This window comes from Curtobacterium aurantiacum (assembly GCF_018598555.1).
In the GTDB taxonomy this organism is placed as follows: Bacteria; Actinomycetota; Actinomycetes; order Actinomycetales; family Microbacteriaceae; genus Curtobacterium; species Curtobacterium aurantiacum.
This window is the reverse complement of sequence record NZ_JAHEWN010000017.1, coordinates 44,111-70,735: the sequence shown is the minus strand read 5'-3', so window position 1 is coordinate 70,735 and position 26,625 is coordinate 44,111. Positions and strand designations below refer to the sequence as shown.

General features: G+C 72.0%; 27 protein-coding genes. 2 read left to right on the top strand and 25 right to left on the bottom strand.

The window, feature by feature from the left end:
• Positions 1-94: 94 nt before the first annotated feature.
• From lgt to fmt, 14 genes are all read right to left on the bottom strand, one after another.
• On the bottom strand, positions 95-1,081 hold the full coding sequence (lgt, locus tag KK087_RS14235; protein WP_214529763.1) for a prolipoprotein diacylglyceryl transferase: 987 nt from the start codon (positions 1,079-1,081) through the stop codon (positions 95-97).
• A gap of 96 nt (positions 1,082-1,177) precedes the next feature.
• On the bottom strand, positions 1,178-1,972 hold the full coding sequence (trpA, locus tag KK087_RS14230; RefSeq protein ID WP_214529764.1) for a tryptophan synthase subunit alpha: 795 nt from the start codon (positions 1,970-1,972) through the stop codon (positions 1,178-1,180).
• Complete coding sequence (gene trpB / locus KK087_RS14225; RefSeq protein WP_214544960.1) at positions 1,969-3,183, bottom strand: tryptophan synthase subunit beta; 1,215 nt, start codon at positions 3,181-3,183, stop codon at positions 1,969-1,971. Before trpB ends, trpA begins: the two co-directional genes overlap by 4 nt.
• Positions 3,184-3,318: 135 nt before the next feature.
• Entirely contained in the window at positions 3,319-4,104 is a 786-nt protein-coding gene (gene trpC / locus KK087_RS14220) for an indole-3-glycerol phosphate synthase TrpC (protein ID WP_214529783.1), read from the bottom strand.
• A 16-nt stretch (positions 4,105-4,120) separates the two neighbouring features.
• Positions 4,121-4,360 (bottom strand): HGxxPAAW family protein, encoded by a 240-nt coding sequence (locus KK087_RS14215; protein WP_017887200.1) that lies wholly within the window; start codon positions 4,358-4,360, stop codon positions 4,121-4,123.
• Positions 4,357-5,055 carry a Trp biosynthesis-associated membrane protein gene (locus tag KK087_RS14210; protein ID WP_214529765.1) on the bottom strand — a complete coding sequence of 233 codons (699 nt, stop codon included), beginning with the start codon at positions 5,053-5,055 and terminating at the stop codon, positions 4,357-4,359. Before KK087_RS14210 ends, KK087_RS14215 begins: the two co-directional genes overlap by 4 nt.
• Positions 5,052-6,596, bottom strand: coding sequence for an anthranilate synthase component I (locus KK087_RS14205; protein ID WP_214566153.1), 1,545 nt, complete (start codon positions 6,594-6,596; stop codon positions 5,052-5,054). The genes KK087_RS14210 and KK087_RS14205 overlap by 4 nt, the downstream gene beginning before the upstream one ends.
• Positions 6,593-6,991 (bottom strand): phosphoribosyl-AMP cyclohydrolase, encoded by a 399-nt coding sequence (gene hisI, locus KK087_RS14200; protein ID WP_214529767.1) that lies wholly within the window; start codon positions 6,989-6,991, stop codon positions 6,593-6,595. Before hisI ends, KK087_RS14205 begins: the two co-directional genes overlap by 4 nt.
• Positions 6,992-7,016: 25 nt before the next feature.
• Positions 7,017-7,814 carry an imidazole glycerol phosphate synthase subunit HisF gene (hisF, locus tag KK087_RS14195; protein ID WP_214566151.1) on the bottom strand — a complete coding sequence of 266 codons (798 nt, stop codon included), beginning with the start codon at positions 7,812-7,814 and terminating at the stop codon, positions 7,017-7,019.
• A complete protein-coding gene (gene hisG, locus KK087_RS14190; RefSeq protein ID WP_214529769.1) occupies positions 7,811-8,650 on the bottom strand; it encodes an ATP phosphoribosyltransferase in 840 nt (279 codons plus the stop codon). The genes hisF and hisG overlap by 4 nt, the downstream gene beginning before the upstream one ends.
• A 58-nt stretch (positions 8,651-8,708) precedes the next feature.
• Positions 8,709-8,972: a phosphoribosyl-ATP diphosphatase gene (locus KK087_RS14185; protein ID WP_214544954.1), complete on the bottom strand. Its 264-nt coding sequence runs from the start codon at positions 8,970-8,972 to the stop codon at positions 8,709-8,711.
• 101 nt (positions 8,973-9,073) lie between these two features.
• Positions 9,074-9,733 (bottom strand): ribulose-phosphate 3-epimerase, encoded by a 660-nt coding sequence (gene rpe, locus KK087_RS14180; RefSeq protein WP_214529771.1) that lies wholly within the window; start codon positions 9,731-9,733, stop codon positions 9,074-9,076.
• Positions 9,734-9,772: 39 nt separating this feature from the next.
• Positions 9,773-11,341, bottom strand: a complete 1,569-nt coding sequence (locus KK087_RS14175; protein WP_250893013.1) for an RsmB/NOP family class I SAM-dependent RNA methyltransferase — start codon at positions 11,339-11,341, stop codon at positions 9,773-9,775.
• Positions 11,338-12,270: a methionyl-tRNA formyltransferase gene (gene fmt, locus KK087_RS14170; protein WP_214566149.1), complete on the bottom strand. Its 933-nt coding sequence runs from the start codon at positions 12,268-12,270 to the stop codon at positions 11,338-11,340. Before fmt ends, KK087_RS14175 begins: the two co-directional genes overlap by 4 nt.
• A 134-nt stretch (positions 12,271-12,404) precedes the next feature.
• On the opposite strand from fmt, the gene KK087_RS14165 reads away from it, so the two are divergent.
• Entirely contained in the window at positions 12,405-12,737 is a 333-nt protein-coding gene (locus KK087_RS14165) for a DUF8129 domain-containing protein (RefSeq protein ID WP_214566147.1), read from the top strand.
• Positions 12,734-13,189 (top strand): DUF4383 domain-containing protein, encoded by a 456-nt coding sequence (locus KK087_RS14160; protein WP_214529774.1) that lies wholly within the window; start codon positions 12,734-12,736, stop codon positions 13,187-13,189. The genes KK087_RS14165 and KK087_RS14160 overlap by 4 nt, the downstream gene beginning before the upstream one ends.
• Before the next feature lie 123 nt (positions 13,190-13,312).
• On the opposite strand, the gene KK087_RS14155 is transcribed toward KK087_RS14160, so the two are convergent.
• The 11 genes from KK087_RS14155 to pyrR are packed head-to-tail and all read right to left on the bottom strand — an operon-like array spanning position 13,313 to position 26,604.
• On the bottom strand, positions 13,313-15,295 hold the full coding sequence (locus KK087_RS14155; RefSeq protein ID WP_214566145.1) for a primosomal protein N' family DNA-binding protein: 1,983 nt from the start codon (positions 15,293-15,295) through the stop codon (positions 13,313-13,315).
• Positions 15,296-15,302: 7 nt separating this feature from the next.
• The gene (gene metK, locus KK087_RS14150; RefSeq protein WP_214566143.1) at positions 15,303-16,514 is read right to left on the bottom strand and encodes a methionine adenosyltransferase; all 1,212 of its coding nucleotides are present in this window, start codon (positions 16,512-16,514) and stop codon (positions 15,303-15,305) included.
• Between the two features lie 5 nt (positions 16,515-16,519).
• Positions 16,520-16,783 carry a DNA-directed RNA polymerase subunit omega gene (gene rpoZ / locus KK087_RS14145; protein ID WP_017887186.1) on the bottom strand — a complete coding sequence of 88 codons (264 nt, stop codon included), beginning with the start codon at positions 16,781-16,783 and terminating at the stop codon, positions 16,520-16,522.
• A 27-nt stretch (positions 16,784-16,810) separates the two neighbouring features.
• Positions 16,811-17,734: a guanylate kinase gene (gene gmk, locus KK087_RS14140; protein WP_307860072.1), complete on the bottom strand. Its 924-nt coding sequence runs from the start codon at positions 17,732-17,734 to the stop codon at positions 16,811-16,813.
• Positions 17,731-18,630 (bottom strand): orotidine-5'-phosphate decarboxylase, encoded by a 900-nt coding sequence (pyrF, locus tag KK087_RS14135; protein ID WP_214566140.1) that lies wholly within the window; start codon positions 18,628-18,630, stop codon positions 17,731-17,733. The genes gmk and pyrF overlap by 4 nt, the downstream gene beginning before the upstream one ends.
• Positions 18,627-21,920 (bottom strand): carbamoyl-phosphate synthase large subunit, encoded by a 3,294-nt coding sequence (carB, locus tag KK087_RS14130; protein WP_214566138.1) that lies wholly within the window; start codon positions 21,918-21,920, stop codon positions 18,627-18,629. The genes pyrF and carB overlap by 4 nt, the downstream gene beginning before the upstream one ends.
• Positions 21,920-23,119, bottom strand: coding sequence for a glutamine-hydrolyzing carbamoyl-phosphate synthase small subunit (gene carA, locus KK087_RS14125; protein ID WP_214530916.1), 1,200 nt, complete (start codon positions 23,117-23,119; stop codon positions 21,920-21,922). Before carA ends, carB begins: the two co-directional genes overlap by 1 nt.
• Positions 23,116-23,679, bottom strand: coding sequence for a PH-like domain-containing protein (locus KK087_RS14120; protein ID WP_214566132.1), 564 nt, complete (start codon positions 23,677-23,679; stop codon positions 23,116-23,118). Before KK087_RS14120 ends, carA begins: the two co-directional genes overlap by 4 nt.
• Entirely contained in the window at positions 23,676-25,034 is a 1,359-nt protein-coding gene (locus KK087_RS14115; protein ID WP_214566129.1) for a dihydroorotase, read from the bottom strand. Before KK087_RS14115 ends, KK087_RS14120 begins: the two co-directional genes overlap by 4 nt.
• Positions 25,031-26,005, bottom strand: a complete 975-nt coding sequence (locus KK087_RS14110) for an aspartate carbamoyltransferase catalytic subunit (RefSeq protein ID WP_214566180.1) — start codon at positions 26,003-26,005, stop codon at positions 25,031-25,033. The genes KK087_RS14115 and KK087_RS14110 overlap by 4 nt, the downstream gene beginning before the upstream one ends.
• Positions 26,005-26,604 carry a bifunctional pyr operon transcriptional regulator/uracil phosphoribosyltransferase PyrR gene (pyrR, locus tag KK087_RS14105; protein ID WP_250893317.1) on the bottom strand — a complete coding sequence of 200 codons (600 nt, stop codon included), beginning with the start codon at positions 26,602-26,604 and terminating at the stop codon, positions 26,005-26,007. The genes KK087_RS14110 and pyrR overlap by 1 nt, the downstream gene beginning before the upstream one ends.
• Positions 26,605-26,625: the final 21 nt, after the last annotated feature.

Below are 26,625 nucleotides of genomic sequence, written 5' to 3'. Positions count from 1 at the left end.
GCCCGGCCCCGCTTGTGGCGGGTCCGTCTGGTGCTGCTGGTGGTGCTGCTGCGCGTGACCGGTGGTCGTCGGAGAGGGTGTCCCCGCGCGGCGATCAGCGAGTGGTCGTGACCGGTTCGTCGCTCGTGACGCCGTCTGCTGCGTCGTCGTCGTGCTCCGAGAAGGTGTCGTCCGAGTCTACAACGGACCTCGGACCGGGCTCGCGACCGGGCAGGTACGGGCTCGGCTCCTTGCCGGTGTGCCGGCGGCTCTGCACCACGAAGATCAGGATGCCGATCAGGACCGCGGCCAGGGCCACCCACACGTTCGTGCGGACCCCGAAGAAGGTCTCGCTCGTGTCGACGCGGATGGACTCGAGCACGGAGCGCCCGGCGCCGTACCAGATCAGGTACAGGCCGAGGACCTTGCCCCACTGCAGCGTGAACTTGCGCGCCAGGAAGAGGATGACGACGACACCGAGGACGTTCCAGATGATCTCGTACAGGAAGGTCGGGTGGAACAGCGTGCCCTCGGGCAGCCCCTTCGGGAACGCGGCGTTGCTCGAGTCGATCTCGAGCCCCCACGGCAGGCTCGTCGGCATGCCGAAGAGCTCCTGGTTGAAGTAGTTGCCCAGACGGCCGAACGCCTGCGCGAGCAGGACGCCGGGCACGACGGCGTCGATGAACGACGAGAAGCGCAGGCCGACCTGACGGCAACCGATCCAGGCACCGACCGACCCGAGGATCAACGCGCCGAAGATCGCGAGCCCGCCCTCCCAGATGTACAGGAACGACAGCGGGTCGATGCCGGGGCCGAAGTAGTCCGACACGTGCGTGAACACGTGGAAGAGCCGACCGCCGATGATGCCGGCTGGGACGGCCCAGATCGCGATGTCGATGATGATCCAGCGCTCGACGCCGCGGGCGTTGAGACGACGGTTCGCCAGGACGACCGCGGCGACGATCCCGATCAGGATGCAGATCGCGTACGCGTGGATGCGGAAGTCGAGGGGCAGCGACCAGCCGAACGCGTCGCGCAGCCAGGCGGTCAGGTCGAAGTACTGCCAGGCGGTGCTCGGGCTCGGGATGCTCAGGAGGGGCATGGAGGTGCTGTCGCCTTTCGGAACTGACGGGGCGCGGTCGACGTGGCGTCGGCCTCGCTCACTGTAGCGCGGGTCGCGGGCCCGACTGGAACTGGACTAGCGGCGGCGGGCGCCGGTGGCGAGGTCGGCAGCGCGGTCGGCCACGCCCTGCACACCGAGGTCGGCCAGTGCGCGGACGAACGCGGACCCGACGATCGCACCGTCGGCGTACTCGAGCACCTCGCCGACCTGCTCGGCCGTCGAGATCCCGAGACCCACGCAGGTGCGTTCGACCCCGGCGTCGCGCAGGCGCGACACCACGGTGCGTGCGGCCACGTCGACCCCGGCGCGGGCGCCGGTGACGCCCATCGTGGAGACGGCGTACACGAACCCGCGGCTGGCCTCGACCGCCTGGCGCATGCGCTCGTCCGACGAGGACGGTGCGGCGAGGAAGACCCGGTCGAGGCCGGTGCGCTCGGAGGCCTCGGTCCACGCAGAGGCCTCGTCGGGGATGAGGTCCGGCGTGATGAGCCCGGCGGCACCTGCGGCGAGGAGGTCGTCGGCGAAGCGGTCGACGCCGTAGCGCAGCACCGGGTTCCAGTACGTCATGACGAGCACCGGGACGTCGGCCCGTTCGGTGATCTGCTGGACGGCGTCGAAGACCTGTGCGACCCGGAAGCCGTTCGCCAGGCTCTCCTCGGCCGCACGCTGGATGACGGGGCCGTCCATCACCGGGTCCGAGTAGGGCAGGCCGAACTCGATGACGTCAACGCCGTTCTCGGCGAGGGCGACGGCGGCGTCGACGCTGGTCTGCAGGTTCGGGTACCCGGCGGGCAGGTAGCCGACGACGGCTCCGGCGCGCTCGGCGTTGGCGGTGTCGATCGTCGTGGCGACGGTCCGGTTCGTGGTCACAGCTGCACCGCGTTCTCGTCGAGGATGCCGAAGTAGCGACTGGCGGACGCGACGTCCTTGTCACCCCGGCCGGACAGGTTCACGAGCACGACGCCCTCGGGGCCGAGCTCCTTGCCGAGCTTCATGGCACCGGCCAGGGCGTGCGACGATTCGATCGCCGGGATGATGCCCTCGGTCTGGCTCAGCAGGCGGAACGCCTCCATCGCCTCGGTGTCCGTGATGGGCTGGTACTTCGCACGACCGATCGACGCCAGGTAGGCGTGCTCCGGACCGACGCTCGGGTAGTCGAGCCCGGCGGAGATGCTGTGGCTCTCGATCGTCTGACCGTCCTCGTCCTGCATGAGGTAGGACTTCGCGCCCTGCAGCACGCCCTCGCGACCGAGGGTGATGCTCGCCGCGTGGCGACCGGTCTCGACGCCGTCGCCACCCGCCTCGAAGCCGTGCAGTGCGACGGACTCGTCGTCGAGGAACGCCTCGAAGATGCCCATCGCGTTCGACCCGCCGCCGACGCAGGCCGCGACGGCGTCCGGCAGGCGGCCGACGCGGTCGAGGACCTGCTGCCGGGCCTCTTCGCCGATGACCTTGTGGAACTCGCGCACCATCTCGGGGAACGGGTGCGGACCGGCGACCGTGCCGAGCAGGTAGTGCGTCGACTCGACGTTGGCGACCCAGTCGCGCAGGGCGTCGTTGATGGCGTCCTTCAGCGTGCGCGAACCGGTCTCGACGGGGACCACCTCGGCGCCGAGCAGCCGCATCCGCGCGACGTTGAGGGCCTGGCGCTCGGTGTCGACCGCCCCCATGTAGACCACGCACTCCATGCCGAACAGCGCGGCAGCGGTCGCGGTGGCGACACCGTGCTGCCCGGCACCCGTCTCGGCGATCAGGCGGGTCTTGCCGAGGCGACGGGCGACGAGTGCCTGCCCGAGGACGTTGTTGATCTTGTGGGAACCGGTGTGGTTCAGGTCCTCGCGCTTCAGGATCACGCGGGCGCCACCGGCGTGCTTCGCGAACCGCGGCACCTCGGTGATGATCGAGGGGCGCCCGGTGTAGTCGCGCTGCAGCTCGTCGAGCTCCGCACGGAACGCCGGGTCCGCCCAGGCCTGACGGAAGGCGGCCTCGAGCTCGTCGAGCGCGAGGACGAGGGACTCGGGGACGAAGCGTCCGCCGAAGTCACCGAAGTAGGGGCCGTGCAGGTCGCGGAGTGAGGTCACGATGTGTCTCCCGGGACGAGTCCGACGCGGCCGGTGTGGTCGCGTCGGACGGGTGGAACGTGCGGCCGCGGTCGGCGGCCTCGATGCGAGGGTGTCGGTCAGGCGGGTCGAGCAGCCTCGGTGCGGAGGTGTCGGTCAGGCCTGGCCGGCAGCGTCGATGAACGATGCCAGGGTCGCGGCGGGGTCGTCGCCCGTCACGAGTGCTTCGCCGACCAGCACGACGTCGGCGCCCGCTGCACGGTAGTGGGCGACGTCGGCCGGACCGGAGACCGCGGACTCGGCGACGCGCACGACGCCGTCGGGGATGCGGTCGGCGAGCGATCCGAACAGGTCGCGGTCGAGCGAGAAGTCGGTGAGGTCACGGGCGTTGACGCCGAGGATGCGTGCGCCGGCGTCGAGGCCACGGGTGACCTCGTCTCCGGAGTGCGCCTCCACCAGCACGCGCATGCCGAGTTCTTCGGCCAGGGTGTGCAGCTCGACCAGGCGGGGCTGCTCGAGCGCCGCGACGATGAGCAGCACGACGTCGGCACCGGACGCCCGGGCCTCGATCACCTGGTACGGGTCGGCGATGAAGTCCTTGCGGAGCACGGGGACGCCCACGCGGGCCTTCACGGCTTCGAGGTCGGCGAGGCTGCCGAGGAACTTGCGCCCCTCGGTCAGGACGCTGATCGTCGACGCCCCGCCCCGCTCGTAGTCGGCGGCGAGGGCGGCCGGGTCGGCGATGGCGGCCATCGACCCGCGGGACGGGCTGGCGCGCTTCACCTCGGCGATGATCTTCACCCGGTCGCCCGGGCTCAGGAAGGCGAGGGCGTCGAGCGGCGACGCCACCCGGTCGAGGTCGCGTTCGACGTCCGAGTAGGGACGGTCGACACGACGGGCGGCGGCGTCCTCGAGTGCGCCCGCGACGAGGGTCTCGAGCACGTTCGGCATCGGAGCCCTACTCGCCGTGGTGCTTGGGGACGAACTTCGGACCGTCGACGCCGTAGCCGGCCTTCTTCATCACGCCACCGACGATGAGGCCGATGAGGACGACGCCAGCGGAGGCCCAGACGCCCCACGGCTGGTCGAACCAGAAGAACAGCGTGCCTGCCGCGAATCCGATCAGCATGATCACGACGGCGGTCCAGGCGGCCGGCGAGTGGCCTTCGCCGAGTTCTGCGGGCTCAGTGTTGCTCACGGTGCTCCTCGTTCTGCTCCGGCGTCGTCGGTCGAGCGACGCCCTGTCGATCCTACCGTGTCGTCGTCCGGGGCCCCCGCGCCCGCGCCGACCTCGGTGGTGGGGTCCACGCCGGCACTCAGGTCGTCCCAGTCGACGACGGCGTCGCGCTGGACGGGCGCTGCTGCACGCGCCGCCGCGGCGGCTCCGGCGGTGGCGGCGCCGTACTTCCGGCTCGGGCCGGGCCAGGCGCGCTGGACCACGATGACGACCACGCCGAGCAGCACGGCGAGCACGCCGCCCGCGATGCCGACGGCGGGCCACGGGCTCACGCTGACGCTCGACACGACGGCGCGGACCGCGCTCAGGTCACTGACACCGGCGACCTCGCCGACGGCACCCCGGGCGGCGGCGATCGGGTCGCCGAGCGCGGCGATCCCGCTCACGACCACGCCGAGGCCGAGCAGGATCTCGACGGCTGCGAGCACGACACGCAGCACCCGCCCGGCGATGGTCATCGCCAGGAAGAGTGCGAGGCTCGCGATCGCCAGTGCGGTGTACTGCGGCACGACCGCCGCCCCGTCGGCCGCGACCGTCGAGGTCACGGCCGCGCCCGCGTGCAGGCGCACGGTGAACCAGGTCTGGGTCCAGGCCAGCATGATGACGCCGGCGACCAGGAGCCCGGCGACGACGACGATCGGACGCGAGCGCTTCACGAGCGGACCTCCCGCATCCTGTTCGCCGTGGCGACGGCCCGCAGCGGGGCCGCGGCCTTGTTGACCGCCTCGACGTGCTCGGTCTCCGGGTCGGAGTCGGCGACCAGTCCGGCACCGGCCTGCACGCGGGCCACGCCGTCCTTGATCAGGGCGGTGCGGATCGCGATCGCCAGGTCGGCGTCGCCGGCGAAGTCGAAGTACCCCACGACACCGGCGTACGCGCCACGCTTCGCCGGCTCGAGCTCGTCGATGATCTCGAGCGCGCGCGGCTTGGGCGCGCCCGAGAGCGTGCCGGCCGGGAACGTCGCCCGGAAGACGTCGATCGCCGAGACCTCGGGACGCACCCGACCCTCGACGCTCGACACGAGGTGCATGATGTGGCTGAACCGCTCGACGGTCATGAACTCGGTGACGGCGACCGTGCCCGGCTCGCACACCTTCTGCAGGTCGTTGCGGGAGAGGTCGACGAGCATCAGGTGCTCCGCGCGCTCCTTCGGATCGCCGAGCAGGTCCTCGCCGAGGCGGACGTCCGCTTCCGGCGTGGCACCCCGCGGGCGGGACCCGGCGATCGGGTGCGTGATGACGCGGTCACCCTGCACCTTCACCAGCGCCTCGGGTGAGGCGCCGACGATCCAGAACCGCTCGTCGGCGGTGTCCGCGAGCGCGAGGAAGTACATGTACGGACTCGGGTTCAGCGTCCGGAGCACGCGGTACACGTCGAGCGGGTCGGCCGTGACCTCGTGGTCGAACCGCTGCGAGATGACGACCTGGAAGACGTCGCCGTCGCGGATGAAGCCCTTCGAACGCTCGACGGCGGCCATGTAGTCGGCCGGACTCGTCCGGTGGGTCGGTGTCGGCTCGGCGATCTCGAACGCCTCGGCGACGGTCGCGACGCTCGGCTGCACCAGGTCGCCCTGCATGCGGTCGAGGCGCTGCTGCGCGTCCGCCCAGAGCGTCTCCGCGTCGTCAGCACCGTCGTTCAGCACGCTCGCGACGAGCAGGACGAGGCCGGTGCGGTGGTCGAGTGCGGCGAGCTCGGAGACGAAGGACAGGGCCTGTCCGGGGACGTCGAAGTCGGCCGGTGGCACGTTCGGCAGGTGTTCGAGCTGGCGGACGGCCTCCCACCCGATGAAGCCCACGGTTCCGCCGACGAGCGGCGGCGATCCGGGCACCCGGGGCGTGGCCCAGCGCTCGTGCAGCCGCGCGAGCACGTCGAGCGGTGCGCCGTCGAGCGACCCGACCGCGCGCGCGGCGTCGATGCCGGTGTCGATCCAGGCCGCGCGGTCGCCGTCCTGCGTGAGCACGCCGAAGCTCCGCACGCCCACGAAGGACCAGCGCGACCAGAGGCCGCCCTGGCCGGCCGACTCGAGCAGGAACGACCCGGGGCGGCCGTCGGCGAGCTTGCGGTAGACGCCGACCGGCGTCTCGCTGTCGCCGTAGAGCGCGCGGACGACCGGCACGACACGGTGCTCGGCGAGCAGGCCGTCGAACTCCGGCCGGGAGGTCGTGTGCGGGTCCTCGGGGCTCGTCGCGGTCGTCATCGGGTCGGCTCCACGGCCGCGTCGGCCGGGGCAGACGCGGTCACGGGCGCGAGCGGGTCGACGTCGAAGCACCGGTGCGCACCGGTGTGGCACGCGGCTCCGACCTGCTGCACCGTCACGAGGAGCGTGTCGTCGTCGCAGTCGAGCGCGGCACCGCGGACGTACTGGGCGTGTCCCGACGTGTCGCCCTTCCGCCAGTACTCGTTCCGCGACCGCGACCAGAAGGTCACGCGGCCCTCGGTGAGGGTGCGGCGGAGGGCTTCCCGGTCCATGTACCCGAGCATGAGGACGTCCTTCGACGATTCCTCCTGCACGATGGCGGGGAGCAGGCCGTCCGCACCGAAGCGTGCGCGGTCGAGGACCGCCTCGGTGTCGGTGCTGGTGCTGTCGGTCATGAGACTCCTAGCCTACGGCGGCGGATCAGCGGACGGCGTGGCCGGTCGCGCGGAGCGCGGCCTTGACGTCCCCCACGGTCATCTCGCCGCGGTGGAAGACGCTGGCTGCGAGGACGGCATCCGCACCCGCGTCGACGGCCGGGGCGAAGTGCTCGACGCGACCCGCGCCTCCCGAGGCGATCACCGGGACGGACGACACGGCGCGCACCGCGGCCACCAGTTCGAGGTCGAACCCGTTCTTCGTGCCGTCGGCGTCGATGGAGTTGACGAGCAGCTCCCCCGCACCCCGCTCGACGGCCTCGCGCGCCCAGGCGATCGCGTCGAGGTCGGACTCGGTCCGACCGCCGTGCGTGGTGACCACGAAGCCCGAGGGCATCCGGTCGGACCGCTTGACGTCGAGCGAGAGCACGACGGCCTGCGCACCGAACCGGTCGGCGATCTCGCCGATGAGTTCGTGGCGGGCGATGGCGGCGCTGTTCACGCCGATCTTGTCCGCGCCGCACTGCTGCAGCCGTGCGACGTCGTCGACGCTGCGGACCCCGCCGCCGACGGTGAGCGGGATGAAGACCTGCTCGGCCGTCCGGGTGACGGTGTCGTACATCGTGGCGCGGTTCTCGACCGTGGCGCCGACATCGAGGAAGGTCAGCTCGTCGGCACCCTGCTCGTAGTACCGCGCCGCGAGCTCGACCGGGTCACCGGCGTCCTGCAGGTCGAGGAAGTTGACGCCCTTGACGACCCGGCCGCCCTTGACGTCGAGGCACGGGATGACCCGGACCGACACGCCGCCGGACGTGGCGGGGCCGGCGCCGGACGCGGCGGTCACAGGCGTGCGGCGTGGATCGGGCTGACGAGGATCGCCCGGGCGCCGAGGTCGTAGAGCGCGTCCATGATGAGGTTTGCGTCGTCGCGCGGGATCATCACGCGGACGGCCGCCCAGTCGCGGTCGTGCAGCGGCGAGACCGTCGGCGACTCGATGCCGGAGGCCACCGCGGTCGCCTGCTCGAGCAGGGCCGTGGGGACGTCGTAGTCGAGCATCACGTAGCCACGCGCGACGAGCACGCCCTGGAGCCGTCGGCGCAGGACGTCGATGCCGGGGATGGTCTCGTCGGTGGAGACGAGCACCGCGGTCGACTCGAGGATCACCGGGCCGAAGATCTCGAGCCCGGCCTGCCGCAGCGTGCTGCCCGTCGACACGACGTCGGCCACGGCGTCGGCGACCCCGAGCCGCACGGCGCTCTCGACCGCGCCGTCGAGCTTGACGAGCGTCGCGGTGACGCCGTGCTCGGCGAGGAACGCACCGACGAGGCCGGGGTAGCTCGTCGCCACCCGCACTCCGTCGAGATCCTGCAGCGAGGCGAACCGACCGGGGATGCCGGCGAAGCGGAAGGTGGAGTCCGCGAATCCGAGCGCGTCGACCTCGTGCGCCTCGGACCCGGAGTCGAGCAGCAGGTCGCGGCCGGTGACGCCGACGTCGAGTGCGCCGGACCCGACGTAGGTTGCGATGTCGCGGGGACGGAGGAAGAAGAACTCGACGCCGTTGCGCTCGTCGAGCAGGTGCAGCGCCTTCGGGTCGCGGCGGCCGGCGTACCCGGCCTCCCGCAGCATGTCGGACGCGGTCTCGGACAGGGAACCCTTGTTGGGCACGGCGATGCGGAGCATCAGGGGGTCTGCTTTCTGTGGGGTCGTCGGCGGTGGTGGGTGCGCCGGGCGGCGCTTCCTACAGATGTCGCCAGACGTCCGCCGGGGTGAGTCCCTTGGCGACCATGAGGACCTGGAGGTGGTAGATCAGCTGCGAGATCTCCTCCGAGGTGCGCTCGTCGCCCTCGTACTCGGCCGCCATCCAGACCTCGGCGGCTTCTTCCACGATCTTCTTGCCGATCTGGTGCACGCCGGCGTCCAGTTCGGCGACGGTGCCGGAGCCCTCGGGGCGCGTCTGCGCCTTCTCGGTCAGCTCCTGGAACAGGTCGTCGAACGTCTTCACGCTCACCAGGCTACCGGTCTCCGCTGACGCTTCCGACGCACCGTCCGGACGGGAGGCGGTGGTCGCCTCGGTGACGCCGGTTCCGTCCGGCGCTCCCCCGGTCACGAGCGTGCCCGGGCGGCGGCTTCGCGCAGGTCGGCGATGCGCGCGGCGGGCTCGCCGCCGTACACCGCTGAGCCCGCGACCAGCGTGTCGGCACCGCTCCGCACGGCCTCGGGCACGGTGTCGACCGCGATGCCGCCGTCCACCTCGAGCCAGACGTCGAGCCCCGAGGCGTCGACCGCGGCACGGGCGTCGGCGAGCTTCGGCATCACGGACGGCATGAAGGACTGGCCGCCGAACCCGGGCTCGACGGTCATCAGCAGGATCATGTCGTAGGCGTCGAGGTGGTGCAGCACCTGCGTGATCGGGGTGCCGGGCTTCACGGCGACGGCCGCACGGGCACCGTTCGACCGGATCGCGGCGGCGGTCGCCACCGGGTCGTCGGCGGCCTCGAAGTGGAACGTGACGCTCGACGCACCGGTCTCGGCGTACTTCGGCGCCTCGGAGTCGGCGTCGGTGATCATCAGGTGCACGTCGAGCGGCACCGGCGACACCTGCTGCAGACGCTGCACGATCGGCAGCCCGAGCGTGAGGTTCGGCACGAAGTGGTTGTCCATCACGTCGACGTGCACCAGGTCAGCGGTCTCGATGCGCTGGAGTTCGCGCTCGAGGTTCGCGAAGTCGGCGGACAGGATGCTCGGCGAGATGCGGATCGTCACCGGGCAAGCTTACCGGCGTGCCGCTGGAGGCCCCGCGCCTCAGTCGACGCGACGGAACAGCGCGATGAACATCGCGTCCGTCCCGATGCGGTGCGGCCAGAGCTGCGCGGTGGCACCGTCCGCGACCTCGGGGTCGCGTGCGGCGACGCCACGGACGATCGTCGCGGTGTCGAGCTGCTCGAGCCGGTCGCCGTGCCGCCCCATCAGGGCGTCCACCTGCCCGCGGGTCTCGGCCAGGTGCGGCGAGCACGTCACGTACGCGAGCGTCCCGCCCGGCGCGAGCACCCGGACGGCGGCGTCGAGCAGTTCGGTCTGCAGGGCTGCGAGCTCCTCGACGTCCTCGGGGAGCTTCCGCCAGCGCGCCTCCGGCCGGCGCCGCAGCGCGCCGAGCCCGGTGCACGGGGCGTCGAGCAGGATGCGGTCGAAGGTCATACCGGTGCCGTCGCGTCCGTACCGACGCGCGTCGCCCTCCACGACCCGCACGTGGTCGCCGAACACGCCGAGGGCGTTCCGCACGAGTCCGGCCCGGGCCGGCACGAGTTCGTTGGCGACCAGGGTCGCGCCGCCCTGCTGCGCCTCGGCGGCGAGCAGCGCGGCCTTCCCACCGGGGCCGGCGCACATGTCGAGCCACCGCTCCCCCGCGCGCACCGCAGACGAGCGACTGAGCGCCAGCGCGGCGAGCTGTGACCCCTCGTCCTGCACGCGCAGGCGTCCGGCGGCGACGCCCGGCACGCGCGCCGGGTCGCCGCTGATGCCGCGGATGCCGACGGGCGACACCGGCGCGGCGTCCGCCTGCAGGACGGGCTCGCTGGTCCGGACGGGAGGCACGGTGCCCGTCGCGCCGTCGGCCTCCGGTTCGTCGTCGGCCGGCACCAGGGCCGCGGGCACGTCGTCCGCACCGGTCGCGTCGGCGAACGCGGCGTCGGTGTCGCCGTCCGGGGCGGTGCGGGCGGTCGCGGTGGCGATGTCCTCGTCGGTGGCGAGTCCGGGCAGGGCCGCGAGCTGCACCCGGGGCGCGGCGTTGTCGGCGGCGAGCAGGGCGGCGAGCTCGTCGCGGGAGCGTTCGGCGGCCAGGGCGTCGCGGAGTGCCGAGACGACCCAGACCGGGTGCGACCAGCGGGTGGCGAGCAGGGCGTCACCGGCCCGGCCCTCGGTGATCAGGGCGTCCCACTCCTCGTCGGTGCGGGCGGCGATCTTGCGCATCACCGCGTTGACGAACCCGGTGGCGCGGCGGGCACCGACCTCGCGGGCGAGCTCGACCGTGGCGTCGACGGCGGCGTGCGTCGGCGTGCGCATGGCGAGCAGCTGGTGCGCACCGAGGCGCATCACGTCGAGCACGTCCGCCTCGATGTTCTCGGCACGACGACCGGATGCGAGGGCGATGATCACGTCGTACCGACCGAGCATCCGGATCGATCCGTAGGTGAGCTCGGTCGCGAACCCGGCGTCGCGGGCGGTGAGCCCGGCGCGTCGGATACGCGTCGGCAGCAGCAGGTTCGCGTAGGCGTCGTCCACCTGCACGGCGCGGAGCACGTCGAACGCGACCCGGCGGGCGCTCACGGGTCGGGGCCCGCGGCGGGCACCCTGGGGCTTCGTCTGGGGGCTCATGCGAGGACCTTCCCGTCCAGTTCGCCGAGGCCACGGGCCCAGGCGGCAGCGTCCATCGCCTTCTTGCCGGCGGGCTGCACCTCGAGCAGCACCAGCGGGGTGTCGGCGGTCCCGACCAGCAGCCGACCGCCGTGGAGTGCGAGTGCGCCGGGCGCGAGCGACGGGGCGGGGTCCCCCGTGCCTCCCGGTCGGTTGCTGCGGAGCAGCTTCACGCGGGTCTCGCCCAGGTGGGCGTAGGCGCCGGGCTCGGGCGTGACGCCGCGCAGCCGCGCGTGCACGGTGTCGGCGGGCGCGGCGAAGTCGATGCGGCCGTCGTCGATCGTGAGCTTCGGGGCGAGGGTCGGCTCGCCGGACTGCTCGGTCGCGACGGCGGTGCCGGCGGCGATGCCGTCGACGACGTCGGCGACCACGTCGGCACCGACCTCGGCCATCGCGGCGAGGACCTCGCCCGAGGTCGCCTCCGGGTCGATGGCGAACGGGCGCGCGGCGTAGACCGGGCCGGCGTCGAGCGCCTCGACCAGCTGGAAGACCGTCGCGGCCGTCCGGGCGTCGCCGGCCATCACCGCACGCTGCACGGGAGCCGCACCGCGGTACGCCGGCAGGTCGGAGAAGTGCAGGTTGATCCAGCCGTGCCGTGGGGCATCGAGGGCGGGGCGGCGGAGCAGTGCGCCGTAGGCGACGATCACGCCGAGGTCGACGTCGAGTTCCGCGATCCGCGCGGTGACGCCTTCGTCGACACGCGAGGCCTCGACCACCGGCAGTCCGAGCTCCGTGGCGACGACGGCCACCGGGGTCGGGGTGAGGACGCGCTTGCGGCCCTGCGGGGTGGCCGGCCGCGTGAGCACCGCGACGATCTCGTGGTCGGACGCCGCCAGACGGCGGAGGGTGGGGACGGCCGCAGCGGGGCTGCCGGCGACGACGAGACGCATGGGTTCGATCTTCCCACGTCGACGGGACCGCCCCGCTCCGCACATCTGTCCGGAGCGCGCGGCGGCAGACTCATCCTGTGCGCCGGCAGAGCGCGGGCTGCGTACGTTCTGGCTGCATCGACGGAAGGAGCACCATGACCGACCGAGAACTCCCGATACCGGACTTCGACCACGTCCCGCTCGGCAACCTGACCGAGCACCTGACGGCGCTCGACCGCGAGCAGCTCCGGGTGCTGCTCGACCACGAGAGCGCCCACGGCGCACGGTTGCCGGTGCTGGAACGGATCCGCCACCGGATCGATGCAATCGACGGCGGTGCGGAACCGACCGGTTCCGTTCCGGAGCACCTGCCCGAAGTGTCCGTGGGGGCATCGTCCCCCTCGGCTGTGACCCCGGCGACCGCCGGACCGAAGATCAACCCGCCATCGCACGGCACGCCCACCAATCCCGTCCAGGAGACACCATGAGCGACGTCACCACCGCCACCAACCGCTACGCCGGTTCGTCCGTCCAGAAGGCCGCCCTCGTGGTCGGCATCGTGTTCCTGCTCGTCGGGATCGCCGGGTTCATCCCCGGCATCACCACGGGCGACCTGGCCGGGGCCGGGCACGAGTCGATGGCGATGCTGCTCGGCATCTTCCAGGTGTCGGTCCTGCACAACATCGTGCACCTGCTGTTCGGCGTCGTCGGCCTGCTCGCCGCCGCCCGTGCCTCGGGCTCGCGGATGTACCTCGTGATCGGCGGGATCGTCTACTTCGTCCTGTGGATCTACGGCCTGTTCACCGCCGGCCACAGCTCGGGTGCGAACTTCGTGCCGCTGAACAACGCCGACAACTGGCTGCACCTCGTGCTCGCCATCGGCATGGTCGCCCTCGGCGTCGTGCTGCCGCGCGAACGCCGTCGGCCGGCCAACGCCTGACGCTTCCGCACATCCCCTGTCGCAGCAATGCGGCAGACCCCGAACGACACCGCCGACGTCGCACGACGTCGACGGTGTCGTTCTGCGTCGGGCAGCAATCGGGCCCACGCGGGACCGGCCGGCTCAGACCTCGGAGAACGGCTCCGCGTCGTCGAGCCGCACCCGGAGGGTCGGGGCGGCCCGTCGGCGGTTGCCGCCCTTGAGCACGCGCCGCGTCGAGGAGCGCCGGATGACCTCGGCCTTCAGCGTCGCCGCGACCTCCGCCCCGTGTGCGTACGGGAACCGCACGATCGCCCGGACCGTGCCGGGCAGGGCGTCGTCCTCCACCGGCACCGGCCCGAGCACAGGACCGACGACGGCGTCGCCGAGGGCCTCGACCGCGGCGGTGACGGCCTCGTCGGTGCCGGTCATCGTCGCCACCCGGACCGCCGGTGGGAAGTGCAGCTCACGGCGGTCGGTCAGTTCGTCGTGTGCCGGCCCGTCGAGTCGCCACAGGGCCATCGCCGACGCGAGCGGCCCGCCGATCCCGACCAGGTACACCTCCGCGCCGGGAGCCGACTTCGCCGCGGCGTTCGTCCAGAAGCGCAGGACGTCCTCCTGCACGCGCAGCCCTTCGCGGGCGAGCATCTTCTCGCCGTCGAGCAGCAGCACGCACGCGTAGCCCCCCGGCACCGACGGCTCGGCCCCCCGGGTGGCGACCACCACGGACGGGCGGGCGGGGACCTCGTCGAGCGGGCGTGAGCCGTCGGCGACGACGATCCGCGTGCCCGGGAACGCGCGCCCGAGTTCGTCGGCCGTCCGTTGCGCCCCCTGGCCGACCGGCTTGACGGTGCCGTTGCCGCACGTCGGGCAGCGGAACCCGACAGCCAGCGCGCCGCAGAACCGGCACTGGGGCGTGGCGCCGCGGTGCGGGCTGCCGAGCGGCCCGCCGCAGACGCGACAGTGCGCGCGTTCGCCGCACTCGGCACAGACCAACCCGGTGCCGAAGCCCGGGCTCGCGACCTGCACCAGGACGGCACCGCGCTGGCTGGCCTCGCGCGCGGCTCGCCAGGCGGAACTCGGGATGCGCGCCTGTGCGGCGAACCCCTCCGCTCCGGTCTGCTGCACGGTGGGGATGACCTTCGGGGTCTTCACGCGGTACGGCACGACGTCCTGCAGCCAGTGCAGCTCGACCAGGCGCTGTACGTCCGTGCTCCGCGCGTGTGACACGAACAGCAGCGCGGCACCGGACTGTGCGGCCCGCACCAGCGCGACGTCGCGGGTGTGCACGTAGGGGGCGCGCTGCTCGATGAACGAGGCGTCGCCGTCGTCCCACATCGCGATGAGGCCCAGGTCGGTCGCCGGCGCGTACATCGCCGTGCGGTTGCCGATCGCGACCACCGGGTGCGTGCGGGCCTGCAGCAGGGCCTTCGCGCGCTGCCCGTTCGTCTGCTTGGCGTCGAACCGCACCACCCGCTCCGGTGGCAGCACGGCGAGCAGGGCACGCTCGAGGTCGATGACGTCGCGGAAGTCCGGCACGGCGATCACCGCGGACTGCTCGGCCGCCACCGTGTGCGCGGCAGCCTGGGCGAGCGTCGCGGCCCACCCCGGCACCCAGACCGGCTCGTCCGCGTCACCCAACGCCACGGGCTGGGGCACGGCGGCGACCGCGGCGCGTCCGTGCTCCGTCACCACGGCCTCCAGGACGCCGTCGGCGTAGCCGGTGACGGGCGGGGCGGTCACCGGCGGGGGCGACCACGCGGTGTCCCGGGCGAGCCAGGCCTTCTCGGCGCGCACCTGCCGCGGGGGCACGGCGAGGCGCAGGACGTCGGAGGCGACACCCGCGGCCCGGTCGGCGACGGCGCGCGCGAGGGTCCAGATCTCCGGCGCCAGGACGGGCACCGGCGACAGCACGGCCTCGATCTGGCTGAGTTCCCCCGGGTACTCACCCTCGGTGACGATCTCGACCACGTACCCGTCGGACATGCGGGCACCGGTGCGCAACGGCACCTTCACGCGGACCCCCGCGACGCAGTCGTCCTCGAGCTCGGCCGGCACCCGGTAGTCGAACAGACGGTCCAACTGCGGGAGCGGCGAGTCGAGGACGACGCGCGCGACGGTGGTCACGCGTGCTTCAGACGGTCGCGGCGACGAGTCCTGCGGCGGCGCGGAGTTCCTCGACACGGTCGAGCTGCTCCCACGTGAACCCGGGGAGCTCGCGGCCGAAGTGGCCGTAGGTCGCGGTCTGCGCGTAGATCGGTCGGAGCAGGTCGAGGTCGCGGATGATCGCGGCCGGACGCAGGTCGAACACCTGGCGGATGGCGGCCTCGATCGTTGCGTCGTCGACGTGTCCGGTGCCGAAGGTCTCGACGTAGAGTCCGACGGGCTTCGCGCGGCCGATCGCGTACGCGACCTGCACCTCGAGCCGGTCGGCCAGCCCCGCGGCGACCGCGTTCTTGGCGACCCAGCGCAGCGCGTACGCCGCCGAACGGTCGACCTTCGACGGGTCCTTGCCGCTGAACGCGCCGCCACCGTGACGGGAGGCCCCGCCGTACGTGTCGACGATCACCTTGCGGCCGGTGAGCCCGGCGTCGCCCTGGGGGCCACCGATCTCGAACCGACCGGTCGGGTTCACGATGACGTCGACGTGCGACGAGTCGAGGTCGACCAGGTCGAGGACCGGACGGATCACGTGCTCGGTGATCGCCGCGGTGAGCTCGTCGAGCGTGACGCTCGGCGCGTGCTGCGTGGAGAGCACGACGGTCTCGACGGTCTTCGGCACGACGCCGTCGTACCCGATGGTGACCTGGGTCTTGCCGTCCGGGCGCAGGAACGACAGCTCGCCCGACTTGCGGACCGCGGCCAGACGCTCGGCCAGGCGGTGTGCCAACCAGATCGCGACCGGCATGTACTCGGGGGTCTCGTTCGTCGCGAAGCCGAACATGATGCCCTGGTCGCCGGCGCCCTGGCGGTCGAGCGGGTCGACCGCACCGGTGCGGGAGTCGAGCGACTCGTCCACACCCTGCGCGATGTCCGGCGACTGCGCGCCGATCGAGACCTCCACACCGCACGTGGCACCGTCGAACGAGACGTCCGACGAGTTGTAGCCGATGCCGGTGATGACGTCACGGACGAGCTTGGGGATCTCGACGTACCCGGAGGTCGTGACCTCGCCCGCGACGTGCACGAGCCCGGTGGTCACCATCGTCTCGACGGCGACGCGCGCGTTCGGGTCGACCGTCAGCAGTGCGTCGAGGATGCTGTCCGAGATCTGGTCACAGATCTTGTCGGGGTGCCCCTCGGTCACCGACTCGGACGTGAAGAGGCGGAGAGCAGCTGCAGTCACCGGGATCAGTCGGTGGGCTGCTGCTGCTTGGTGACGGTGAGCTTGTCCTCGTTGATCTCGTGGAGCGCGACGGACAGCGGCTTGTCGTCGATCGTCGAGTCGACGAGCGGTCCGACGTTGTCGAAGAGCGAGCCCTCGTGCAGGTCGGCGTAGTAGTCGTTGATCTGGCGGGCGCGCTTCGACGCGAAGATGACGAGCGCGTACTTCGACTCGACCTTGCTGAGCAGGTCGTCGATGGGCGGGTCGATGATGCCCTGGGGGTTGGCCATGGTGTCTCCTCGAAGTCAGTGCACCCGTCAGGGCGCAGAGAACAAGTCTACGACCTCACGTGCTGCGGTGCCGACATCGGAGTTCACGATCCGCACGTCGAACTCGTCCTGCGCGGCCAGCTCGACCTTCGCGGTCTCGAGACGACGCGCTTGTTCCTCCGCGGATTCGGTGCCGCGGCCGATGAGCCGGCGCACCAGTTCCTCCCACGTCGGGGGCAGCAGGAACACGAGCACCGCCTCGGGCATGGCGTCACGGACCTGCCGGGCGCCCTGCAGGTCGATCTCGAGCATGACCTTCTCGCCGGCGTCGAGCGCGCGGTCGATGGGCGGGCGCGGGGTGCCGTAGCGGTACGAGTTGTGCACGGTCGCCCACTCGAGCAGCTCGCGGTCGCGGATCATGCGGTCGAACTCGGCGTCGTCCACGAAGTAGTAGTGCACGCCGTCGACCTCGCCGGGACGGGGCTTCCGGGTGGTGGCGGAGACGCTGAGGTTGACGTCCGGGTAGTGCTGTCGGATGTGCGCGCTGACCGTGCCCTTGCCGACCGCGGTGGGTCCGGCGAGCACGACGAGCTTCGAGGCGCCACGCTTGCGACCGCGGGCGGCGAGCCAGTCCGCCAGGGCGGTCCGCTGCCGGGTGCCCAGGCCACCGAGGCGCTTCGACGGTGCGATGCGCAGGGACCCCATGATCGCCTCGGCCCGCGCGGGGCCGATTCCCGGCAGGCTGACGAGCAGGTCACGGACCCGGAGCGAACGCTCGGCCGAGGTCGTCTCGACCAGCGAGGCGTCCCAGGCGGCACGGGCGACGTCGAGTGCGGAGCGCTCCCCCGACGCGATCGCGGTCTTCACCGCGGCCCGGGCGCGTCGCGCGGCGACGGCGGCCTTCGCCGCGGCGACGCGGTCGACCTCAGGTGGGGTGCGGTGGGCAGGCAGGCCCTCGTGCTCGTCGGTCACGCTGCCGCCACCAGAGCGGTACGGATGCGGTCGGCACGGTCGGCGACGAGCGCCGCGACGCCGTCCGGACCGTCGGTCAGGAGGCCGCGGGACTCGCTCACGAGCACCTGCTCGGCACGGCTGCCGTACAGCGCGCGGAGGTCCTCGATGCGGGCGCCCTGGGCGCCGAAGCCCGGGGCGAGGACCGGCGCGGTGCCGATCGCGTCCGCGTCGATGCCGAAGTCGTCGAGGTGAAGGGTCGCGCCGAGCACGAGCCCGACGTCGCCGAGGGCCTGATCGCCCACGGACCGGTTGTCGTCTGCCACGTCCAAGACGATACCGGCAGCGACCGTCCGGCCGGTACGCGGTCCCTCGGCCAGCACCGCGGTCTGCAGCACCCGGGCCTCGGGGTTGCTCGTCGCCGCGAGCACGAAGACCCCGGCACCGTTCCGGCGCGCGACGTCGATCGTGCCCCGGAGCGAGCCGTAGCCGAGGTACGGCGACACGGTCATCGCGTCGGCCGCGAACGGCCCGTCACGGTCCAGCCACGCGAGCGCGTAGTCGTCACCGGTGGTCCCGATGTCGCCCCGCTTCACGTCGGCGACGACCAGGAGGCCCGCATCGCGTGCCCGACGGATCGTCGCGTCGAGCGCGCGGTAGCCCGGCACCCCCGCCGCCTCGAAGAAGGCGACCTGCGGCTTCACGATCGCCGCACGGCCGGCGGCCGCGTCGACCAGCGTCGCGCCGAACGTGGTGAGCCCCCGCTCGTCGCGGGCGAGCCCCCACGCCGCCAGGGTGGCGGCGTGGGGGTCGATGCCGACGCAGAGCGGTGAACGCTCGCGCATCGCGGACGCGAGCCGATCGCCGAAGGAGGCCGGGCCTCCTGAGCGGGTCGTGCCCACGCTGGCAGCCGTCACCAGGTCGCGCGCTCGAGCGCGTAGTCCTGCAGGCTGCGGACGTTGAGCGGCGTGCCGATCGTCTCGATCGCCGCGACGGCCGCGCCGATCTGCGCGATCGTCGTGAACAGCGGCTTGTCCGCGGCGACCGTGGCCGCACGGATCTCGTACCCGTCCGCACGACCGGCGGCACCCGACGGCGTGTTGATGACGATGTCGACCTCGTTGCGCGTCAGCAGGTCGACGACGCTCTCGCCGCCCTGGCTGTACTTGCCGACGATCCCGACCTCGATGCCGTTGCGGCGGAGGATCTCCGCCGTGCCCTCGGTCGCGATGATCGTGAAGCCGAGCTGCTGCAGACGGTGCACCGGCAGCACGATCGCGCGCTTGTCGGTGTCGGCGACGCTCACGAAGACCGTGCCACTGGTCGGCAGGCCGCCGTAGGCGGCGTCCTGCGACTTGAGGAACGCCCGCGGGAAGTCGCGGTCGATGCCCATGACCTCGCCGGTCGAGCGCATCTCGGGGCTGAGCACCGAGTCGACGACCTGGCCCTCGCGGGTGCGGAAGCGGCGGAAGGGCAGCACGGCCTCCTTCACGGCGACCGGCGACTGCGCGGGCACGAAGGCACCGTCGCGCTCGGGCAGCATGCCCTCGGCGACGAGCTCGGCGACCGTGGTTCCGGTCATGATGCGTGACGCGGCCTTCGCCAGCGGGATGCCGAGCGCCTTCGAGACGAACGGGACCGTGCGGCTGGCGCGCGGGTTCGCCTCCAGGACGTAGAGCACGCCGGCGCCGATGGCGAACTGGACGTTGAGCAGGCCCTGCACGCCGATGCCTCGGGCGATCTTCTCGGTCGCGTCCACCACGCCCTGGATCTCGGCGCGGCCGAGGCCGACCGGGGGCAGGGTGCAGGCCGAGTCGCCGGAGTGGATGCCGGCCTCTTCGAGGTGCTCCATGATGCCGCCGATGTAGAGCCGCTCGCCGTCGAAGAGCGCGTCGACGTCGATCTCCACGGCGTCGTCGAGGAACCGGTCGACCAGCAGCGGGAGCTCCGGGCCGATGATCGCCTGGTCGGCCATCCGGTCGAAGTAGTCCGCGAGCGACGGGGAGTCGTAGAGGATCTCCATGCCGCGGCCGCCGAGCACGAACGACGGGCGGACGAGGACCGGGTACCCGATCTCCTCGGCCACCGTGGTGGCGCTCGCCAGGTCGTGGGCCGTGCCGTTCCGCGGTGCGAGCAGACCGGCGGCGTCGAGGATGGCGGAGAACTGCCCGCGCTCCTCGGCCGAGTCGATCGCGGTGGGGCTGGTGCCGAGGATCGGGATGCCCGCGGCCTCGAGCGGCTTCGCCAGGCCGAGGGCGGTCTGGCCACCGAGCTGCACGACGACGCCGACGAGTTCGCCGGACGCCGCCTCGGCCTCGATGACCTCGAGGACGTCCTCGGCGGTCAGGGGCTCGAAGTACAGGCGGTCCGAGGTGTCGTAGTCGGTCGACACGGTCTCGGGGTTGCAGTTGATCATGATCGTCTCGAACCCGGCGGCGCTCAGCGCGAAGGACGCGTGCACGCAGGAGTAGTCGAACTCGACGCCCTGTCCGATGCGGTTCGGGCCGGAGCCGAGGATCACGACCTTCTTGCGGTCGCTCGGCGTGATCTCGGTCTCGGTGTCGTACGACGAGTAGTGGTACGGCGTCAGGGCGGGGAACTCGCCGGCGCAGGTGTCGACGGTCTTGAAGACGGGGCGGATGCCCTGGGCGTGCCGCTCGTCACGGACCTGCTGCTCGGAGACCGGCGCCGAGTCCGTGCTGCGCAGGCTCGCGATCTGGGTGTCGCTGAAGCCGTGCTCCTTCGCCCAGCGCAGGGTGTCCGCGTCGAGGGACTCGGCGGCCCGGACCTCTTCGGCGACCTCGTTGATGAGCACGATCTGGTCGATGAACCAGGGGTCGATCTTGGTGGCCTCGAAGACCTCGGCCGCGGTGGCACCCGCGACCAGGGCCTGCTGGACCGTCACGATGCGACCGTCGGTGGGGATCGACGACTTCGTCAGCAGGGCGTCCTTGTCGAGCTCGGCCGCCGGGGTGTCCCAGTGGAAGCTCGATCCGCGCTTCTCGAGCGAGCGCAACGACTTCTGCAGTGCGGTGGCGTAGTTCCGCCCGATGGCCATGGCCTCGCCGACGCTCTTCATCGTCGTGGTCAGGGTGGCGTCGGCGGCCGGGAACTTCTCGAACGCGAACCGCGGGGTCTTCACGACCACGTAGTCGAGCGTCGGCTCGAAGCTCGCCGGGGTGACCTTCGTGATGTCGTTCTCGATCTCGTCCAGGCGGTAGCCGATGGCGAGCTTCGCGGCGATCTTGGCGATCGGGAAGCCCGTGGCCTTCGACGCGAGGGCCGACGAGCGTGACACGCGGGGGTTCATCTCGATGACGATGACGCGGCCGTTGGACGGGTCGACGGCGAACTGGATGTTGCAGCCACCGGTGTCGACGCCGACGCGACGGATGATGTCGATGCCGATGTTCCGCATGTTCTGGTACTCGCGGTCGGTCAGGGTCAGCGCGGGGGCGACCGTGATCGAGTCACCGGTGTGGACACCGACCGGGTCGACGTTCTCGATGGAGCAGATGACGACGGTGTTGTCGTAGTTGTCGCGCATCAGCTCGAGCTCGTACTCCTTCCAGCCGAGGATGGATTCCTCGAGCAGGACCTCGGTGGTCGGGCTGGACTGCAGCCCGTCGCCGACGAAGCGGACGAGTTCTTCCTCGTTGTACGCGAAGCCCGAGCCGAGGCCGCCCATCGTGAACGACGGACGGACGACCAGCGGGTACCCGAGGTCCTTCGCGAACTCCTTCGCTTCTTCGAGCGTGTGCGCGATGTGGCTGCGGGCGACGTCGGCGCCGGACTCGAGGACGAGCTCCTTGAAGAGCTGGCGGTCCTCGCCGCGCTGGATCGCCTCGACCTTGGCGCCGATGAGCTCGACGCCGTGCTTCGCGAGGATGCCGGCCTCGTCGAGCGCGATGGCCGCGTTCAGGGCGGTCTGGCCGCCGAGGGTCGGCAGGACGGCGTCCGGCTTCTCGATGCGGATGATCTCCTCGAGCGACGCGTTCGTGATCGGCTCGATGTACGTCGCGTCGGCGAAGTCGGGGTCGGTCATGATCGTCGCCGGGTTCGGGTTGACCAGGATGACCCGGACGCCCTCGGCCCGGAGGACGCGGCACGCCTGGGTGCCGGAGTAGTCGAACTCGGCGGCCTGACCGATGACGATCGGGCCGGAACCGATGACGAGGACGGAGTTGATGTCTGCGCGCTTGGGCATCAGTTCGCTTCCTTGGTGATGTCTGCTGCGGGGGTCGTGGCGTCTGCGGTGGCCGCGTCGAGCGGCTCCCCGTCGCGACGCTCGCGCACCATGTCCGCGAACCGGTCGAAGAGGTACATGCTGTCGTGCGGCCCAGCGGCGGCCTCGGGGTGGTACTGCACGCTGAACGCCGGCACGTCGAGCGCGCGGAGACCCTCGACGACGTTGTCGTTCAGCGAGTAGTGCGAGACCTCGACCCGACCGAACCCGGCCGGCGACTCGAGGACCTCGCCGAGGGGCGCGTCGACCGCGAAACCGTGGTTCTGGCTCGTGATCTCGACCTTGCCCGTGGTCGTGTCGAGCACCGGCTGGTTGATGCCGCGGTGGCCGAAGGGCAGCTTGTAGGTGCCGAAGCCGAGGGCACGGCCGAGCAGCTGGTTGCCGAAGCAGATACCGAAGAACGGGCGGCCCGTGCGCAGGCTGTCCTGCAGCAGTTCCACCTGTGCGTCCGACGCGGCGGGGTCGCCTGGGCCGTTCGAGTAGAACAGGGCGTCCGGTGCCAGGGCTTCCAGATCGCGAGCGGAGATGTCCTGCGGGACCACGTGCACCTCGAATCCGCGGGCGGCGAGGTACCGGGTGGTCGAGGCCTTCACGCCCAGGTCGAGCACGGCCAGCGTGCCGATCTGCTCGCCGACGGCGGGGACGACGTAGGTCTCCGGGGTGGACACGACCGCCGAGAAGCTCGCACCGGCCATCGTGGCCTGCGACCGGACGGCGTCCAGCTGCTCCGACTCCGACAGCGCCGCGTCGGCACCGCTGAAGACGCCGCCCTTCATGGCACCGGCGTCGCGGATGCGGCGGGTGAGGGCGCGGGTGTCGATGCCGGAGATGCCGACGATGCCGTCGCGCACCAGGTGCTCGTCGAGCGTGGCGTTCGCACGGTGGTTCGACACCACGCGGCTGGGGTCTCGCACCACGTACCCGGCGACCCAGATGCGACGGGACTCGGGGTCCTCGTCGTTCACCCCGGTGTTGCCGATGTGCGGCGCGGTCTGCACCACGATCTGTCCGGCGTAGGAGGGGTCGGTCAGCGTCTCCTGGTAGCCGGTCATGCCGGTCGCGAAGACCACCTCACCGAGCGTGCGCCCACGGGCGCCGTAGGCCCAGCCGTCGTACCGGGTGCCGTCTTCGAGGACCAGGACGGCCCGTTCGCGTGTCATGCGTTCTTCCCTTCGCCCGCGGTTCGCGGAGCATCGGCCGCAGTCGCCTGCGGCCCGGTCTCGGTCAGTCCCTGCAGGGCGTGCAGCGCAGCAGCGTCGCCCTCCGGGAACCGGAAGTAGGTGTCCAGGTCCGTCGCACCTGCGGCGCCGGTCGCCGTCCATCGCAGACGGACCAGTCCCCCGGGCTCGACCACTCGGTCGATCGCCCACGTGGAGCGGTCGGCGCCACGGACCGCGTCGCGCGCGATCCAGCGGTCGTCGGTACCGGCGAGGCGCATCACCACGCCGGTCGCGTGGACCGTCACCCCGCCGCGGCCGCGGAACCCGAGGCCGCCTGCGGTGATGCGTTCCAGCGGCTGGTCGGCGCGGGTCGTCGCGACGGTGAACCCGTCCCACGACCCGACCGCCGGTGCCAGGTCGGCCGGCACACGGACTGGAGGCACGGCCTCGGCCTGCCGCTCGGTCCGGGTCCGCCAGGTGCGTGCCATGGCGACGAACAGGGCGGCGACGGCGAGCAGGATCACCGCGCCGAGGAGCCAGCGCTGCGCGTCGCCGCTCATGCGCGCGCCCCGGTCCGCAGTGCCGCAGCGTGCGCCGCGATCGTCTCCGCGTCGACGACCCGGCCGTCGAGCACCGTCGTGTACCCCTGGTGGAAGGTGGCGACGACCCGGCCGGGCAGCGTCATGCCGAGGTACGGCGAGTTCTGCGACTGTCCGGCGAGGTCGGTGACCGCGAACTCGCGGCTGGCCGACGGGTCGTAGAGCGTGATCTCGGCGGGGGCTCCCTCGGCGATCCGCTGCCCGTGCCCCTCGACCTGGCCGATCCGCGCCGGTGCCTCGGACAGCACCCGGGCGACGTCGGCCCAGTCGAGCCGGCCGTCGTCGACCACGGCGGCCTGCACGACGCTGAGTGCGGACTCGAGCCCGACCATGCCGTTCGCGGCGGCGGGCCACTCGCAGCACTTCGCCTCGGCGGTGTGCGGAGCGTGGTCGGTCGCGACGATGTCGATGGTGCCGTCGGCCAGGGCCGCACGGAGCGCCTCGACGTCCTCGCTCGCGCGGAGCGGGGGGTTCACCTTGTAACGGGCGTCGTACCCGGGGGCACCGTCGTGCCCGGCGATCAGGTCCTCGGTGAGCACCAGGTGGTGCGGGGTGACCTCGGCCGTGACGTCGATGCCGCGGGACTTCGCCCAGCGGATCACCTCGACACTGCCCGCCGTCGAGACGTGGCAGACGTGCAGGCGTGCCCCGACGTGGTCGGCGAGCAGGACGTCGCGGGCGATGATCGCCTCTTCCGCGACGGCGGGCCAGCCGGCGAGGCCGAGCTCCGAGGACAGCCGGCCCTCGTTCATCTGCGCGCCGATGGTCAGTCGGGGCTCCTGGGCGTGCTGTGCGAGCACACCGCCGAAGCCCTTGATGTACTCGAGTGCGCGGCGCATGAGCAGCGGGTCGGCGACGCAGGACCCGTCGTCGGAGAACACCCGGACCTTCGCCCGCGAGGTCGCCATCGCACCGATCTCGGACAGGTGCGTGCCCTGCAGCCCCTGCGACACGGCGCCGATCGGGCGGACCGTGACGTAGCCGGCGTCGTCGCCGAGCGCCTGGACCTGCTCGACGACCCCGGCGGTGTCCGCGACGGGGCTCGAGTTCGCCATCGCGTTGACGGCGGTGAACCCGCCCGCAGCCGCGGCACGCGAGCCGGTGAGGACCGTCTCGGACTCCTCGTGACCGGGCTCGCGCAGGTGCGTGTGGAGGTCCACGAGACCGGGCAGGGCGATGAGGCCGTCCGCATCCACGGTGGTGGCGCCGGCCGCGTCGAGACCGGACCCGACCGCGGTGATGCGCCCGCCCTCCGTTCGGATGTCGGCACGCGAGCCGTCGACCAGCTGCGCGCCGCGGATCAGGTGAGCGGTCATACGGCGGACTCCTTCGGATCGGTACCGGTGGCGGCGCTGCCGGTCAGGGCGAGGTACAGGACCGCCATCCGGACGGAGACGCCGTTCTCGACCTGCTCCACGACGGTCGAGCGTGGGTCGTCGGCGGCGACGCCGGCGATCTCCAGCCCGCGGTTCATCGGCCCGGGGTGCATGATCAGCGTGCGCTCGGACAGCCGCCCGAAGCGTGCCGCCGTCAGGCCCCAGTGCCGCGTGTACTCGCGGGGGTTCGGGAAGAAGGCGTCGTTCATGCGCTCCTGCTGGATGCGGAGCGTCATGACGACGTCCGGGTCCTCGGTCAGGGCGACGTCGAGGTCGTGGTGCACCGCGGCGCCGAACGGCGTCGTCGTGGCGGGCAGCAGCGTCGGCGGCGCGGCGAAGGTCACGCTCGCGCCGAGGGTGCTGAGCAGCCAGGCGTTCGACCGCGCGACGCGGCTGTGCAGCACGTCCCCGATGATCAGGACCCGCACGCCGTCGAGGCCCTGGCCGCGCGAACCGGCGCCGTGCAGGCGGCGGCGCATGGTGAAGGCGTCGAGCAGTGCCTGCGTCGGGTGCTCGTGGGTGCCGTCACCCGCGTTGATCACCGGCACGTCGATCCAGTCGGCGTCGGCGAGCACCCGCGGGGCGCCGGACGCGCCGTGCCGCATCACGATGCCGTCGATGCCCATCGCGCCGAGGGTCTGCACGGTGTCCTTCAGGGATTCACCCTTCGACACGCTCGAGCCCTTCGCCGCGAAGTTCAGGACGTCGGCGGACAGGCGCTTCGCGGCGGCCTCGAACGAGATGCGCGTGCGCGTGGAGTCCTCGAAGAACAGGTTCACGACGGTCTTGCCACGCAGGGCCGGGAGCTTCCGGACCTCGCGCGTGTTCACCTCGGCCATCTCCTCGGCGACGTCGAGGATGTGGATGGCCTGGTCACGCGACAGGTCGGCGGTGGAGAGCAGGTGCCGCATCACGCCACCCCCTGCTCGATGAAGACGGTGTCGTCGCCGTCGGTCTCGGCCAGGTGCAGCGTGACCCGCTCGTCGGACGCGGTCGGCAGGTTCTTGCCGACGTGGTCCGCACGGATCGGCAGCTCGCGGTGCCCACGGTCGACGAGCACGGCGAGCCGGACGGCACGCGGCCGGCCGATGCCCTGCAACGCGTCGAGCGCGGCACGGACGGTGCGGCCGGAGTACAGCACGTCATCGACGAGCACGACGACCTTGCCGTCGATGCCGCCGGCGGGGATGACCGTCCGGTGCGGCGCGCGGCCGATGCCGTGGCCGAGGTCGTCGCGGTGCATGGTGACGTCGAGCGTGCCGACACGCTCCGTCCCGATGCCGCCGGCCGCCGAGGCCCACTCCGGCTCGATGCCGGCGAGGATCCGGCCGAGGCGTTCCGCCAGGACGGCACCGCGGGTCGGGATGCCGAGGAGCACGAGGTCCGAGCCCCCGTGGTTGGCTTCGAGGATCTCGTGCGCGATGCGTGTCAGGGCACGCGTGATGTCGGGCTGTTGCAGGACCGTTCTGGTTCCCACGTCGACCCCCTTCCCCGCCTCACTGGACGGCATTAAAGGATGCTGACGTGGTCA